Consider the following 15,241-nt stretch of genomic DNA (forward strand, 5'->3'; position numbering starts at 1 on the left):
GCGGAGGCACCATGTCTGTCGGCATGTCCTGTGCCTTTTAAAGAAGGGAGCCGCACCCAACCGGTGACGGAGCCTTCCCGATACGCGCCGACCAACAAGGTATAGCAACCACCGTGCCAACAGCCCTGCGGGGGCCCGGCCATGGATGGCCTCAAAAAAAAGGGTGTCTGATTCTAATCCCTTGCGGGATGTTTTTTTATGATCCACCTGTGCAACGGGACACCCCCTCTTTTTCAGGTATCGGCAGAATCGTCAAAAACATGACACCCAAAACAAAAACGCGACCCCCAGGGGTGCCCCCAGTCGGTCGCGTTCTTGAAAAAAACCGTGGTGCAGCGATAGGGCTATCGCTTCATGGAGATGGTGTCTCCCAGCATGGTGTCCACGGTGGTGACGATCTTGGAGTTGGCCTGGTAGGCCCTCTGGTTGGTGATCATCTTCACGAACTCCGAGGCCATGTCCACGTTGGACTGTTCAAGGGAGTTGGGAGCCAGACTGCCGAGGCCGTTGGTGCCCGGACGGTTGGTGATCACCGAGCCGGAGAGACGGGTCTCGCTGAAGAGGTTCCCCCCCTCCTTGAAGAGCCCCTGGACGTTCTGGAACTTGCCCAGGGCCACGCGGAAGAGCGGGGTCACCTGACCGTTGGAGTACTGGCCGGTGATGATGCCGTCCACGTCCACGCTGATGTTCTGCAGGCTGCCCGCACCGTATCCGCTGGCCGACTGGAACACCGTGGTGGAGGCCGAGGCAAACTGGGTGGACGAGAGACCTGCCGGGGCCCAGTTGCTTCCGTCGTAGGCAATGCCCATGTCCAGCTCAATGTCCATCTCCGTGGTCCTGTTGGACCCCCCGAGAAAATCGGCACCCACGGTGAAGTGCTGGTTCTGGAAATCCCCGCTCATATCGGACCACCCGTCGGCGTTGTCCAGAGCGTTGGGGTCCCCTGCGGAAATCACCACATCAAAGGTACTTCCGCTGGCCACATCGGTCCCTTCTTCCAGGCTGAGGATGATGCCGTCGGGGCCTTCCACGGAGTTTCCGTTTTTGAAATCTCCGGGAACGGAAATGGTTCCGGTCTTGCCGCTGCCAACCGCCGTCCAGTTGAGGACAACGGGGTTGGTGCCAACCACAATGCCTCCGCCTGCCGCGGCGTCTGCTGCGGGATCTGCCGAAGCCGCAGGGGGAGCCACGGTAAAGGTGTAGGTTTCCGTGGCAGGGGGGCCACCGGCCAGGACCGCGGGGTCGCCGCTCCAGTCGCCGCTGACCTTGGGCGTGCCGCTGGTCCAGCTGGAATTGGCCACGGCGAGGTTGCCGCCGGAGTTGCCCACAAACCGCTCAAAGGTCTGGCTGGCCAACAGGCCGTCGGTGGTGAAATTCAGGGTACCCCGGCCCAGGAGGCCCCGGCCCCGGTCCTCATCGGAGTTAAAGATGTCCCTCATGTCCTCTTCGGGGTTGCAGGTAACGATGTATTCGTAGCTGCCGTCCCCTGCGCCCTTGTCAAAGTAAAGGGTGAGGTCGTGGGTACTGCCCAGGGCGTCGAAGGCCTTGACCGTGGTCTGGTACTCAAAGGCAAGATCGCTGATGTTGATGCCTGCCCCCGGACGGCCGTCCCAGGCCGTGGCCAGAGGAACCCCCGGCCCCACGGTGTTGTCTTTGCCCCGGGCATCCAGGTTGGTGATAATGGAGATCTTGTTGGTCTTTTCCGGGGGGGAGGTAAAAGACTCCAGCTGGATGTCCTGAATGGACCCCACATCCTCCACGTCCCCGGTGGCCTCGTTTCGCCTGACAGACCAGCCCTGGGTGATGTAACCGGAAGGGGTGGTGAAGTTGCCGTCCTTGTCGAACCGGAACTCACCGGCCCGGGTAAAGTACTGTTCGGATTCATTCTTGGGGTGGCGCACAATGAAGAACCCCTCGCCGCCGATGGCAAGGTCCGTGGGGGACTCTGTGGACTCAAAGGAGCCCTGGGCAAACTGCCCGGCGATCTCGCCCACGGAGGTACCACGCCCCACCTGGGCGCTTCCGGAGTTGGTGGCCACGGTCTGGCTCAAGACATCCTGAAAAGTAACCCGGCTGGATTTGAAACCGATGGTGTTGACGTTGGCAATGTTGTCACCGATGACGGTCATGGCATTGCCCATGGCTGAGAGCCCGCTGACGCCTGAAAAGAGTGAACTGGTAAGTGACATGCGTTTATTTCTCCTCTATCGGTTTCCGCCATCGGCAGACGGAGCTGCCTGGGGCTGCGGTGCGGCAGCCATGGCTGCCCGGGGCTGTGCCCCTTGGGTTCCGAACAATTGAGCGGCGATCTCCGGGGGAAGCCCCCCGGGTATGGCCCCGCCCGGCAGTGACGGACCGGCTGCCACCGGGGGTTTTTCAGGGGCCACAATCTTGGCCACGCTCCCCGGAGCCACCTTGCGTCCGTCCACCACCAGGAAGCTGCGGCCACCTTCCCGGGTAATCCCCTCCACCATTCCACGGTCGGTGGTGGAGACGGAGGCGTAATCGCCCTTGGCATTGCGGGCAATGATCTTGTAGATGTATTTGCCATCGGCAAGATGGTTTCCGTCTTCATCGGTGCCGTCCCAGGCAATCTGCTGGCGACCCTGGGAGATGAAGTCGGTGCCGGAGTTGATAGCTTTGACCAGCACCCCTTCGGGGTTGTAGACCATGATGTTGACCATGGCCGGCTCCTTCAGGGTGTAATGACCGCCGGAGGTGACGCTTCCGGCACTCAGGGAGACGGGGTTGCCGTTTGAAACCACCTCTTTACCGATGTAGTCAAAGAGATTGTTCTCCTCCTTGCTGGCCTGGTTCACGGCCAGGAGGGATTTCAAATTGTCGTTCATGTTGACCTGCTGCTCCAGCCCGGAGAACTGGGCCAGCTGCGCGGTAAAATCGGTGCCGTCCAGAGGGTTCAGGGGATCCTGGTTTTTCATCTGCGCCACCATCATGGTGAGAAAGGCGTTTTTTCCCAGGGCCTCGTCCTCATCCGTTTTCCGGCCGGTCTTGCCATGGGACTGGCCGTCGATGAAAATGGATCGGTTGTTGTATGTTGTCTCAACTCCCGAAGTTGTCATGCGCTCTCCTTACTCGTCTTCACCTGATGATTCTCGGTCCCTTGCCTACGCCATCACGCTGATGGCACCGTCGTGTTCCCTCTTCTTCTGGGCGGCCACCTCGCCTTCGGCCTCCCCGGATCGTCCCTGCCCATCCTGCCGCGGGCTGGAGCGCCCCCGGCCGCTTCGGTCATCCATGCTGCCGCCGTTTTGAGCCATGAAATCCATGGTCGCCCCGGAGGTCACCTCAATGCGGTCCAGGCGGATCCCGTGATCGGCCATCAAGGCCCGAAGGTCATGCTTGCCCGCGGCAAGAATTTCCCCTGCCTTCTCTTTTTCAGAGACAATGCGAACCGAGACAGCCTCGCCCTCTTTTTCTATGCGTATCTGAATCCGCCCCAGGGAAGGGGGGCGAACCTGAAAGGTCACTTCGCGATCGTTCTTCTTTAAGGAGGTGGCGATCTGGCGCCCGACCTGCAGGGCCAGCTGGCGGGTCAATCCGCTCTTGGGCGTATCCGTTGCAGCGGTAGGCTCCAGCTCGCTTGCGGCGGCCACAATCTCCGACGCACTCGGCACCACCGGAGCGCCTGCGCGATCCACGGCAATGGGCTTCACGGCTCGAAGGGGGTCCGCCACCGGCTCCTCTGTCTGGGGCGCCCTGCTACGGGCTCCATGGCCTGCCGCCATGGCCGGGGTCTCCTTTCGACCGGCCCGGGGGGCCTTTGCATCATCTACGATCTGCTCTGCCGGAGACGTCCCCTTTGCCCCACCCGATTTCAACCGAGAGGCCGGACGCACCACAGCATTCCCAAGCCCTTCCGCTGCCCCGGCCACTGCCGTGGCGGCCTTGCCGTCCGTGGCCTTGGTCGCTGCGGCAGCCGGAGATGAGGGGGGCGTCTCCATGCGGGGGGATTTCTTCCCCTCGGCAGCCCCGCGCACCATCTCTGCGAAACGGTCCACCCCCACCTCACCGGCGGGCTGAGGGGATTTCCCGGCCCCAGGCGTGCCACCGGCCTGAAAAGTCATACGGTCCGTGCCTCCGGGTGCAGGCGGCAGCTTTGCCCCGGGCCTGCCGGGAGCCCCGGCATTTTTTTCCGGCCCGTGTTCGGCCGGGGTTCCGGCACCAAGCTCTGCAGGCAGGGTGCCCTCTTTCATGACGGCCGGAACCGAAGGGGTCGCTGCCAATCCGGCAAGGAGGTCGGCAACCGCCTCCTCTCCTTTTCCGTCCTCTGCTTCAGAGGCCTCACCTTTTTTGCCCCGGGCCTTTGCTTCCACCATGGGAAGGGCGGTCTTTTTTGCCGAGGTGGCCTTTCCTTTTAAGGAAGCCCCTTCCGTGGCACCGGCTCCCAGGGCTTCAGGGCCCATGGCCTTTGCCTGGTTGCCTTTCCCGAAAAAAGCCGACAGAAGGGCTGCAAACCCGCCGGGCTGCTTTCCCTTTACCCCGCGTTGCCTGCCAGATGCCTGAAGACCCGAGGTTGCTTCCGATGTCGTTTGAACTGCTGTCTGCATGAACCTCTTCACTTTCCCGGTTTGGATTGCCTGGGTTTGTCGAAACGAATCAAGCCTGCCTTTAAAGCCCCTTCGGCTCGCCGGCCCCACCGGAGGGGCGCTGCGTACCCCTGACTTTAAGCAAAGCTCATGCCAACACAACAACCGCCCAACGATCATGTTTTATTTCAAAGGATTACACAAACAGACCCCCTAAAATCCCAACCCAGCAGAAACTTCCCCTTTGACGCTTCGTGGGAAATTTCTTCCTCGCCATCAGCATGATCATTTCACGCACATCGCCCTACACGTTTTGTACACCCAGCCCGAGCCCCACAAATAAAGGCCCAGGCCATTTAAGACTTTATCTTTTGATATCAAAATATTAAGCTTAGCAAAGTCCATAGGTACGAATTTTGCTGTGTTACCCAGGACACCATCGGCCGAGTCCAGGCTCCCGAAACGTGATGACAATGCAAAAAAAAAGCAACGACGCGCCAACTGCCCACCGCTGCAAGGGATTCCTCACACACCGTCCCTCCTTTTTTTTCCAGACATCATTTCTGACGGTATGCCATTAATTCGACACCTGTTACCCAAGAGGAACCATGAGAACCACCGTTTTTGATACCCCGATCCTGCGCACCCTTATGCGCTGGGCAGCCATCATGACCCTGAAAGCCGGGGGATGGAAAGCAGTGGGCACCCTGCCCGCCGTGGACAAATACGTCGGCATTGCCGCACCCCACACCTCCAACTGGGATTTCATCTGGACCATCTGCATCGCCCTGAAGCTCCGGGTGAAGGTCTTCTGGATGGGCAAGCACACCCTCTTTAAAGGTCCGGCCGGCCCCATCATGCGCTGGCTCGGCGGCATGGCCATCGACCGCACCAAGGCAGGCAACACCGTGGAGCAATCCATTGCTGCCTTCAACGAAAACGAAAAACTTGTCCTCATCATTCCGCCGGAAGGCACCCGCTCCAAGACCCGGTACTGGAAGACAGGTTTTTACCATATCGCCAACGGAGCAGGGGTCCCCATCGCCATGGGCTTCCTTGATTTCTCCCTTAAAATGGGGGGCTTCGGGCCCGCCCTCATCCCCACCGGGGACATCGAGGCGGACATGGAGCTCATCAAGGGGTTCTACCGCAACGTCTCCGGCAAATACCCGGACCAGTACGGCGAAGCCCAGATCTTCTCCGGCAACGACGCCATCGATGCCGACACCCGGGCCTATGTGGACAGCTCCAGCGTCTTCTTTTCCCCCACCGGAGACATGGAGAGCGACCTGCGCTTCCTTGCCGCCTACTACAGAGAGATCACCGGCCCCGACGGCCCCCGCCCCAGCCTCAACGCATAAAAAAACGTGCGGCCCATAACGGGCCGCACGTTTAAAAATACCCTCCCCACCAAAACCACCTTGCACCCCGATAAAAAAGGCCTCCGGCGGCCAAACTTTTACCTGATCTCATAAAGACGGGTTTTATAAACAGGTTTTGAAAATAGAGTCATTTCAATCTGAATCAAAGGCGAATGTGATTTTCCCTGAGGAACGAAGGGGAAAGCGCATTCGCAACCTGCTTTCAAGGTGGCACACCTTGCCGCCGGAGGCCTCTTTTTTTTTCTCTGGGCCCTCTGTGGTTCATTCGCCTTTACCATAGAAGACTCTTCCATCATGAGTAAAGCTAAGCACTCTCCATCACTTAAAGGCCCCTCTCACCGTGCCACCACAGGCCGAACGTTTTGCGAAGCACCCTGCTCGGGTGAGGCAAAATGGGTTCTCAGGTGAGCCACCCGGTCGCCGAAGCTGTCGTCCAGGCGCCCTTCCCGGGCTGCGGCTGCGATGCCTTCGGCCATCCAGGCGGTACGAAGGGAGATGCGCCGCTCCGAAGCCAGCCTCACACTGCCCATGGCCGTGCCCCGCATGATAAAGCGAAACGCCCGGCTGTAGACCAGCTCATCCACGGCATGCAGGTCCTCCCCGCACCCTTGGCCACAATGGTGCCGAACCAGCCCCTGGACAACGGGGTGCACCAGCCCGTATTTGGTCACCTTCCCGTACCCGAACATCTTGATGAGCCCATCCACCCATTCAAGGTAGGATCCCAGCACCCCGCCCGCGTTGGCCAGGATATCGGGAATGGAAATGCGTCCCCGGTCCTCCAGATAGGTCTCGGCCTCGGGGGTCAAGGGACCGTTGGCCCCTTGCAGGATGTAATCCGCCTCCACCCGCGACGCATGGATGGCACCGGTTCGCATCTCCGCATCCAGGGTCACCACCTCCTCCAGGGCGGCGGGGACCACCACATCCACCATGGCGGTAAGAGGCCGGGTGGTGTCCCCTTCCACAAAACGACCCATCCCCTTCTCCACCATCTCGGCAAGCCCCTTTCCTGAGGCGGCGCCCTGGACCAGGCGCTCCACCTGGGGAATGCCCCGCAAATTCACCAGGGTGCCTCCGGCATCGGAAATCATGTGCACAGAGGCCCCCTTGGCATGGACAATCCCGGCAAAGGCCCCTCCGACCTTGCCAAACCCCTGAATGGCAAAGGAGAGCATACGGATATTGGCGTCTGCCGCGTTGTAAAATTCGGGTTCCGTATCCAGGGCCTCGTCGATACGCGAGGGGTTGAGCCAAAGATCAGGGTCGCTGTAGCGGTGGAATCCTTTGAGCACCGCCAGCACCTCGTAAAGGCCCCGGGCCGTGGCACCGGTCCGAAGGGCCAGGCCCCGCCCACCGGGTTTTCCCGTGATGGCGGATGAGGTATACCCCTTGAGCTCCTCCCGGTCCGAAGCAAGAGTAGCAACCAGGGCCGCGTCAGCCACGTTGATACCGAAATGCCGTCTCAACCGATCTGACCTCTCCGCCTGGAGTTCTAAGCTCCCTTCGGCAATGGCTGCCAGGTCCCGTGCCGCCTCATCGGTGATAATCTCAAACAGAGCACCGATCTCGGAGGGCCCCACCCCCACGTCCCCCGCCGGTACATCGGAAAACGGCCCGATTCCCGCCTTCTTAAAGAGAAACCGACCGTAGGCCGCCAGCACCCGCTCGCGCACCTCCCCCTTGCCCAGGCTGCCCAGAATCCCCCCCTTGCCTGTGGCGTAGTAAGGAATCCCGAGCCCCAGGCTCTTAAAAAGCATGTTGGTGGACAGAGCCCCCTCCCCGGAGAAGGAGACATGGGTTTTATGGCACCGGATTCCCCCTTTGCCGATCCCCTCGCCGTTCATCCGGATAAAAAGGCAGCTCTTTCCGGAATAGTCGTCAAAATAACTCTCGTAATGGATCCCCCGGAACCGGACCAGCCGGGAGATCTCATCCCCGAACAGGGCCCTTTTTCCCGAGCCGGGTATCTCCACCGGCACCGTGGCCGCGGCAAAAATGTGGTAGAGTGTTGCCCAATAGTAGTCACTCTTCATCTCTCCGTCCGGGGCCATGAGGTAATTTCGAATGGTGTCAAAGGCAATCTTTCGCACCCGCTCGTTGGGGTCGGAAAGCAGAAAGACAAGGGGGATGAGGTACTCCTTGTGGCGGTGGGCCTGCATCCGCCCCAGGTAGGCAAGTTTTCCCCTGGAGTCCGCCAGCCCAAGGTTCCCTAGAAAGTCACCAATCTGACCCGTGGGAATGGGATCGCCCTTCATCAAAATGGATCGGGTGGAGAGCTCATTGCGCAGGAACCCGTCTAATTCAGGGGTAATCAGTGAGTCGGCGATGTAGGTGGAAAAGGCCACCATGCGGCGGTTTCCCATCACAAAGGTTTCGAAATACTGACGGGTAAAGGGGATCCCTTTCTTCTCAAAGATCCCCTCGATGGAGGTGAGGTTGTTTCGAAAATTCTCGTAGGGGAGCCAGAGCTGAAGCCTGCGCTCAGGGACCGGCTCATCGGCGATGATATTCTGGTCAATACAGATATGAACCGTTTTCCCCTTTTTCAACCGGCGCACCACCCGTTTCCACGAGGTGAAATAGTTCTCCAGGGTTCGGATCCGCTGATTATGGAGAAGGGCATGGACAAAACCCTCGGTGGCAGTCCCCAGAAAATCCACCACCTCCTTTTTTTCAGCCACCGCCCCCAGCTTCTCTTCCATATGATGGGCCGCATGCCTCATGAGCCCGGGCTTTCTCACCCCGGGCGTCTCCCCTTCCACAATGTACAACCGGCGGTTGGCATCGGGGTTCCCTTCCAGGCAGACCACATAAGAGCTCATGCGAAAACTCTGCACGGGATTTTCACGCATCAACGCCTTGATGGCCTCCAGGGTCTCGCGGACCAGCTCCCGGGTTTCGGATATAAAAAAAAGATGCTTGTTGCCGAAACGGCCGGTGACGTTGATCCCCTCGCCGCTGCCCGATGCATGGCGGCTGGTGAGCATCGCCTCCTGATACCGGCTGCCGGCAATGAGAAACGCGATCTCCTCGGTGGATAGGGACCGGTAAAAATAGGGCCCGAGGTCGGTCTTTGTCAGGACGGTTTCTATGGAATCAAGGATGGTGTCGGGCTTGAGGTCGTAGGTGTGACGAAGATGGTTGTAAAGGGCATACACCTCTTTGTCGGACACAAAGCGGGTATCCATACCGCGCAGTTTGTCACGAACGCCGCTGTCGGAGAGATGGTACAATACGGTTGGGGTTGTCTCCATGATGGCTCCTTTCCGGAGCGCCTGGCCACTATCAAGGAGGGAAACACAAAGGCAGGCCACAGGCGTGCGCCCCGAAACCTGGAAAAATGAAGGGGTTGTATGTCAATTACCCTTGATTATAACCCGAAACCGGTCACCAAGGGTAAACTTTCTGCCCACCGTGCCGGGAAGGGCCTTTTCCCACAAAAAAAGCCCTGGGGTGACAACACACCACAGGGCTTCCCAACAAAGCAATTGTAACTTTGGAAAAACTGCCTAGTCGTTCTCGGCGGGTTTTTCTTCTTCAACACCTTCGTCGTTCTTCCAGGATTCCTTCAGCTCGTCAAAGCCGAGGTAAAGAGCAAGTGCGCCACCAAGAAGAAGAAGCGCGGGTACTGTTCCTGCAAGAAGCTGAAGCAGTGCATCAAACCATACCGCAATACCAATCAGGCCAAGAACCGCTGCAATGGCACCACCGATTAACGTCTTCATAAACCAGTTCCTCCTTTAAGCATAAATTTTCTTTATTTTTAACTTTATAATCTCCCCAACCGGGGATCCTTACGAAAGAACACTGCCGATGACACCGGCGGGAGAGGCAGCAGGCTAAACCTTGAGAAAACAACCAGATACAAACGTAATAGTCATATCATTTCAACAAAGTAGAAGCCGGCAAAACGCCTGTTTCTCTGTAGAATATAACTTGTGGAAGGTACCATATCAACGAAATCAACGCAACCCCAAATCCCGATAAATTTACGAGTGATTAGGGGCGATGAATCCCTGTTCATTGTCTCTTTTACCACAGGATTCCGGCGCATAATGACCCGTGTTCCCCCTGTCTGCCATGCCGTCCACGGGTGCCCCAGATGGCATCGTCCCACAAAACCCCCGGATGCTCCTTATTGGGGCACGGCGCCACACCCCAACCCTTTAAAATAGCGCACAATAGAGCCCAATCGGCCCTGTTTGTCCGGGATAATAGAGTTGCACATTCACAGGATCTATATTATTTACAAGCGTTAAACCATAAAGACCCTTGCCTGAATACGGCGGGGGCCTTGGATGGCTCAGCTCTGCTTCACCCTTCAGCCCCATCGGAGCAGCTGCTGATCCGGCTTTTTCATACCGCTGCTATGCGATCCGGCATAGAGAGCTGAAGCGCCTTGCCACATGTGCCACTGTGCCTTTCATCGGCACCCTGCCTGTCAAGGCAGCCTCGCAACCCGGACACCCAAACAATCGGAATCTTTGAGACATGCTGACATTTCGACGAAAACGCAAAAGCAAGACCCCCGTGACCGATGCCATGCGGGTCCACTACTCGAACTACATCCCCGAAAGAGGGGGCGCCATTTCCGATCTGCTGCGCCGATTCATTTTCAGAAACATCGTGCTCTCCGATACGGAAAAAGAAAAAATCACCCAGCTGGACGAGAACGGCATCTTTGTTTACGCGTCCAAGTACCGGAGCCACTTCTCTTTTCTCTACTTTCACACCCGGCTCAAGCAGATGGGCCTGCCCTTTCCCACCATCGGGTTTGACTGCACCATCTACGCCTGGCAGCCCATCGGCCACCTCCTGCACATCCTGGGCTCCCACATCCGCTACTTTTTCCGTCACTTTTCCGTGCCCGACCCGGTGGAGAGCGGCCACTTCAAAAACCAGCTTTTAAACGGCAAAACAGCCATCCTGCCCCTCATCGGCAGGGACGCCTTTTACCGAAGCTTCGTCAAATCCAAAACCGATCCCATTGCCTGCCTTCTGGAACTCCAGGCCGACACCGACCGCCCTCTGTATATCATCCCCGAGGTGATGGTCTTCTCCATGAAGCCGAAAAAGAGCGGGCTCTCCTTTTTCGACATCCTCTTCGGAACCCGGGAACGCCCCGGCAAAATCCGTCGCCTTGCAGGCATCTTCAAGCGAAACAAAGAGAGCTTTGTGGAGTTCTGCGACCCGGTCTGCCTGAAAACCTGGCTGGCCGCCCCCGGCATGGAAGAAAAATCCCTGGGCGAGCAGGCTCTGCTGCTCCGCCGGGAGCTCATCGAACAGCTCAACCGCCACCGCCAGACCATCACCGGGCCGGTCCTTAAAAGCCGCCAGGAGATCCGCGAGAGCATCCTCACCGGAAAATCCCTCAAGAATTTCATGGTTGAGCATGCCGAAGAGACCGACACCCCCCTGCAGGATATCCACAAAAAAGCGGACACTTACGTGGATGAGATTGCCGCCAACTACAGCGCCCGGTGGATCCGCATCTTCGAGGTCGTCCTGGACCGCCTGTTCAAAAGCCTCTTTGAGGGCATCGTCACCGACAAAAAAGGCATCGCCCGGGTCAAGATCCGCTCCAAGCAGTCCCCTTTGATTCTGGTCCCCTGCCACAAGAGCCACCTGGATTACCTGATTCTTTCCTACGTGTTCAAGAAACACAACATGCCCTGCCCCCACATCGCTGCAGGGCGCAACCTCTCCTTCTGGCCCCTGGGCATTGTCTTAAGGGGCGGGGGCGCTTTCTTCATGCGACGCACCTTCAAGGGAGCCAAACTGTACTCCCGCGTCTTTTTTGAATACATGTCCAAGCTCCTCTCCGAAGGATTCAACGTGGAGCTCTTCATCGAAGGCACCCGAAGCCGCACCGGCAAACTGCTCTCCCCCAAGGTGGGCCTGCTCTCCATGCTCATTGACGCCTGCAGGCAAGGAGCCTGCGAAGACCTCCAGTTCGTGCCCGTCTACTTCGGCTACGACCGGGTGCTGGAGGAAGACGCCTACCTCCACGAGGTGGAAGGCGGCGCCAAAGAGTCTGAAAACCTGAGCCAGCTCTTCAAGGCACGCCGCTTCCTGAAGCGCCGCTACGGCAAAGTGTACGTCAACTTCCATGAGCCCATCTCCCTGTCCGATGTCATCAAAGAACAGGGCCTCGATTTCAAGACCATGGACAAGGACCAGCACAACGAATTCTGCAACGACCTGGGCTACCGCATCATCAACAGCATCAACGACGTCTCCATCGCCACCCCCTATGGGGTCGTTGCTAGCGCGGTGCTCAACAGCATGAAAAAACGATTCACCTTCGAGCAGATCCGGGAAGACATCCGCCTCTACACCGCCCATCTGGACGCCATGGATGTCTGGGTGGCCGACTCCCTGGGCGAAAACCGGGAGCGCTCCTTCCAGAGCGTTTTGGACAGCTACGTCAGGCGAAAATTCCTGGAGTGCGGATCCGACTGCAAGGGCCACCTGGACCCGGGCACGGTCTTCAACCTCCCGGAAGGGCAGCGCCCCGTCCTGGACTACTACAAGAACAACTGCATCATCCACTTTATCTCCGCTGCCATGACCGCCCTTGCCATCAAGGAGGTCAACCGATTCCAGTTCCAGGCCGGGGAGCTTCTGGAGACCTACGACTTCCTCGCCGATCTCTTCGACCCGGAGTTCGCCTTCAACCGCACCGCCACCACCGAGTTTATGGTGAGAAAAGACCTGAAGGCCTTCATCGACACCAACACCATCGTGCCCCACGCATCCAGTCCGGACACCTACGAGATCACCCCGGACGGCCTGCGCAAGCTCACCCTCTTCTCCCGGTTCCTCAAAACCTACCTGGAGTCGTACCTGGTGGCCCTTACCGCCTACGAGTCGAAAAAAGCCGCCAAATTAGACGCCAAGGCCATGGTCAAAAAGTGCCAGAGCCGCGGCAAGAAGATGTTCAAGGTCAACGAGATCGAGCTTCCCGAAGCCCTGAGCGATATCACCTTCAAAAACGCCGTCCGCCTCTTTAAAGAGAAGGGAATCTTGGACGAATCCAGCGGTGAGGCCACCCACTCTTTCTACAAACATTCCATCCAGCACTACCTGGAGGTGATGGAGAAATAAAAGGCTAAAGGCTAAAGGCTAAAGGCTAAAGGCTAAAGGCTAAAGGCTAAAGGCTAAAGCTCTGGAGCAGCTTCGGTTGGGGCTGGCAAGTGATTAATAAAAGCCGTGGGCGACTCGCTGGAGTGGCCTGCGGCTTTTTTGGTGAAACTGGAAGAGCGAAAACGCCTCCGGCGGCAAGGTGAGCCACCTTGAAAGCAGGTTGCGGATGCGTTTTGCCCCTCGTTCCTCGGGGCAAATCACATCCGCCTTTAAAGCAACATTCATTCAAGGGATCTTTTTAAGATCTGTTTGTTAAACTTTTTGAAAGCTTAGCCCCCGGCAGGGCCGCCGGAGGCATAAGCTGAATAGTTACCGATATTCTAACGACCTAACCGGAACGTTTTTGCGGAGCCTTTTTTAAAAAGCGACCCGCCGGAGGCAATGACATGCAGGCAATGATACTGGCGGCGGGACTTGGAACCCGGCTGCTTCCCCATACCGAGGTTCGGCCCAAGCCCTTGTTTACCATCGGCGGGATCACGCTCCTGGAGCGGCACATCAACGCACTGGCCGACGCAGGGTTTGACGCCATCATCATCAACACCTGCCACCTGGCCGGGGAGATCCGCCGGTGTATCGGCAAAAAATCATGGCCGATACCGGTTCACCTGAGGCAGGAAGAGACCCTGCTGGAAAGTGCCGGGGCCGTTGCCAATGTGGCGGACCTTCTGGACGGATCCCCCCTGCTCGTGGTCAACGGGGATACCCTCACCGACATTGACCCCAAGGCCGTTTACGAGGCGCACCTGACCCAGGAGAATACGGCCACCCTGGCCCTCATGGACCATGCGGCGTTCAACAATGTCTCGGTGGATGACACAGGGAGAATCCATGTGTTTCGGGACCCGACACCCGAGGGCATGCAGCGCCTGGCCTTTACCGGCATGCAGGTTCTTTCGCCAGAGGCCGTGGCTGCCATTCCCAGAAAAAAATACGGCATGGTGGACCTCTACCGGGACCTCATCGACAAGGATGAAAGGGTTCAGGGCATCACCATGGAAAACTGCCTCTGGTTCGACTGCGGCACCGAGGAGAGATACCTGGAAGCCTCCCGTGCCCTCATGGTGCCAGAGGCCTTCAGGCAGGCCTTCGGCACAGCACCGAAGCACCATACAACCGAACCCCTCAAAGGAGACGGTTCCGACCGGAGGTGGTCCCGGCTCAAAAGCCCCAAAGGCGACCTCATTGCCTGCGAGCACGGTATCAACGCAGGGTTTACCACCGGAGAAGCCGAGGCCATGATCCGCATCGGCACGCACCTCCAAGCCAAAGGCATTCCCGTCTCCCCCATTCTGGAAGGCGACGCGGTCTCGGGCCTTGTCTGCGTCAAAGACGCCGGCAACATCCACCTCGCCGAGTTAGCCAAAACCCTGCCCGAACCCGAGGTGGAAGCCCTCTACCAGCGCATCATTGATGCCCTGATCCGCTTCTCCCAAGAAGGCATTCACGCATTTAACACCCAATGGTGCTGGCAAACCCCGGCGTATGACAAAGACATGATCCTCACCATGGAGTGCCGCTACTTCATGGACGCCTTCATCAACGGCTACCTTGGCATGAACGAACCCGCAGAACCCTACCAGGCAGCCTTCGACCTCATCGCCGACAAGGCCCTCAAAGGTGCCCTCCCAGGCCTCATGCACCGAGATTTCCAGTCCCGAAACATCATGGTCCATCAGGACGCATCCGAAGCATACACCCCGACCATCATCGACTTCCAGGGCGCTCGCCTCGGCCCCTTCCAGTACGATCTCGCCTCCCTGCTCATCGACCCGTACGCCGGACTTTCAGCCCCCCTCCAGGGTCGACTCATAGCCTACGCAACCCAAGCCCTTGCAGACCATGGCATTCCTGTAAAAAAAGAATTTCACACCAGCTACACCTTCTACGCCATGGCCCGAAACCTCCAGATGCTGGGTGCCTTCGGCAAGCTGTCGGCCCTCGGCAAACCAGGGTTCAAAGAACACATTCCTCGGGCCCTGGCTACCCTTGAAAAAAGGCTCAAGGGCTTAAACAACCCGAAGCTCTCACAACTGGGAAAGTTGGTGGAAAGGGCTAAAAAAAACCTGCCTCCGACGTCCGGGGGATGAACCCCTGGACTCCATTTTTCGATACCCCTGGCACTCGTTCCTTGGGGCGATAAATATCGCTGACGGGTTTCAA

At 58.3% G+C, this 15,241-nt stretch carries 8 protein-coding genes; 3 read left to right on the forward strand and 5 right to left on the reverse strand.

Going from position 1 to position 15,241, the window contains the following annotated elements; genetic code table 11:
- Positions 1 to 344: 344 nt before the first annotated feature.
- The 3 genes from BLQ12_RS01225 to BLQ12_RS01235 are packed head-to-tail and all read right to left on the reverse strand — an operon-like array spanning position 345 to position 4,568.
- Positions 345 to 2,189 carry a flagellar hook protein FlgE gene (locus BLQ12_RS01225; RefSeq protein WP_092207459.1) on the reverse strand — a complete coding sequence of 615 codons (1,845 nt, stop codon included), beginning with the start codon at positions 2,187 to 2,189 and terminating at the stop codon, positions 345 to 347.
- Positions 2,190 to 2,204: 15 nt separating this feature from the next.
- Entirely contained in the window at positions 2,205 to 3,080 is an 876-nt protein-coding gene (locus tag BLQ12_RS01230) for a flagellar hook assembly protein FlgD (protein ID WP_092207461.1), read from the reverse strand.
- Positions 3,081 to 3,125: 45 nt separating this feature from the next.
- Positions 3,126 to 4,568, reverse strand: a complete 1,443-nt coding sequence (locus tag BLQ12_RS01235) for a flagellar hook-length control protein FliK (RefSeq protein WP_175469417.1) — start codon at positions 4,566 to 4,568, stop codon at positions 3,126 to 3,128.
- Between the two features lie 587 nt (positions 4,569 to 5,155).
- Between BLQ12_RS01235 and BLQ12_RS01240 the strand changes: the two genes are divergently transcribed.
- Positions 5,156 to 5,908 carry a lysophospholipid acyltransferase family protein gene (locus BLQ12_RS01240; protein ID WP_092207465.1) on the forward strand — a complete coding sequence of 251 codons (753 nt, stop codon included), beginning with the start codon at positions 5,156 to 5,158 and terminating at the stop codon, positions 5,906 to 5,908.
- Between the two features lie 356 nt (positions 5,909 to 6,264).
- On the opposite strand, the gene BLQ12_RS01245 is transcribed toward BLQ12_RS01240, so the two are convergent.
- Both BLQ12_RS01245 and BLQ12_RS01250 read right to left on the reverse strand, forming a co-directional pair.
- The gene (locus BLQ12_RS01245) at positions 6,265 to 9,186 is read right to left on the reverse strand and encodes a Glu/Leu/Phe/Val dehydrogenase dimerization domain-containing protein (RefSeq protein ID WP_092207467.1); all 2,922 of its coding nucleotides are present in this window, start codon (positions 9,184 to 9,186) and stop codon (positions 6,265 to 6,267) included.
- Positions 9,187 to 9,441: 255 nt separating this feature from the next.
- A complete protein-coding gene (locus tag BLQ12_RS01250; protein ID WP_092207469.1) occupies positions 9,442 to 9,657 on the reverse strand; it encodes a hypothetical protein in 216 nt (71 codons plus the stop codon).
- A 766-nt stretch (positions 9,658 to 10,423) separates the two neighbouring features.
- Between BLQ12_RS01250 and BLQ12_RS01255 the strand changes: the two genes are divergently transcribed.
- Together BLQ12_RS01255 and BLQ12_RS01260 are read left to right on the forward strand one after the other, a co-directional pair.
- The gene (locus tag BLQ12_RS01255; protein ID WP_092207471.1) at positions 10,424 to 13,039 is read left to right on the forward strand and encodes a 1-acyl-sn-glycerol-3-phosphate acyltransferase; all 2,616 of its coding nucleotides are present in this window, start codon (positions 10,424 to 10,426) and stop codon (positions 13,037 to 13,039) included.
- Positions 13,040 to 13,464: 425 nt separating this feature from the next.
- Positions 13,465 to 15,168, forward strand: coding sequence for a sugar phosphate nucleotidyltransferase (locus BLQ12_RS01260; RefSeq protein ID WP_092207473.1), 1,704 nt, complete (start codon positions 13,465 to 13,467; stop codon positions 15,166 to 15,168).
- Positions 15,169 to 15,241 lie beyond the last annotated feature (73 nt).

The organism is Desulfoluna spongiiphila (assembly GCF_900101345.1).
In the GTDB taxonomy this organism is placed as follows: Bacteria; Desulfobacterota; Desulfobacteria; order Desulfobacterales; family Desulfolunaceae; genus Desulfoluna; species Desulfoluna spongiiphila.

What these genes read in the sequence shown, in the direction of transcription:
- BLQ12_RS01225 (WP_092207459.1), bottom strand. Translation starts at nt 2,189, where the DNA reads ATGTCACTTACCAGTTCACTCTTTTCAGGCGTCAGCGGGCTCTCAGCC.
- BLQ12_RS01240 (WP_092207465.1), top strand. Translation starts at nt 5,156, where the DNA reads ATGAGAACCACCGTTTTTGATACCCCGATCCTGCGCACCCTTATGCGC.
- BLQ12_RS01230 (WP_092207461.1), bottom strand. Translation starts at nt 3,080, where the DNA reads ATGACAACTTCGGGAGTTGAGACAACATACAACAACCGATCCATTTTC.
- BLQ12_RS01245 (WP_092207467.1), bottom strand. Translation starts at nt 9,186, where the DNA reads ATGGAGACAACCCCAACCGTATTGTACCATCTCTCCGACAGCGGCGTT.
- BLQ12_RS01260 (WP_092207473.1), top strand. Translation starts at nt 13,465, where the DNA reads ATGCAGGCAATGATACTGGCGGCGGGACTTGGAACCCGGCTGCTTCCC.
- BLQ12_RS01250 (WP_092207469.1), bottom strand. Translation starts at nt 9,657, where the DNA reads ATGAAGACGTTAATCGGTGGTGCCATTGCAGCGGTTCTTGGCCTGATT.
- BLQ12_RS01255 (WP_092207471.1), top strand. Translation starts at nt 10,424, where the DNA reads ATGCTGACATTTCGACGAAAACGCAAAAGCAAGACCCCCGTGACCGAT.
- BLQ12_RS01235 (WP_175469417.1), bottom strand. Translation starts at nt 4,568, where the DNA reads ATGCAGACAGCAGTTCAAACGACATCGGAAGCAACCTCGGGTCTTCAG.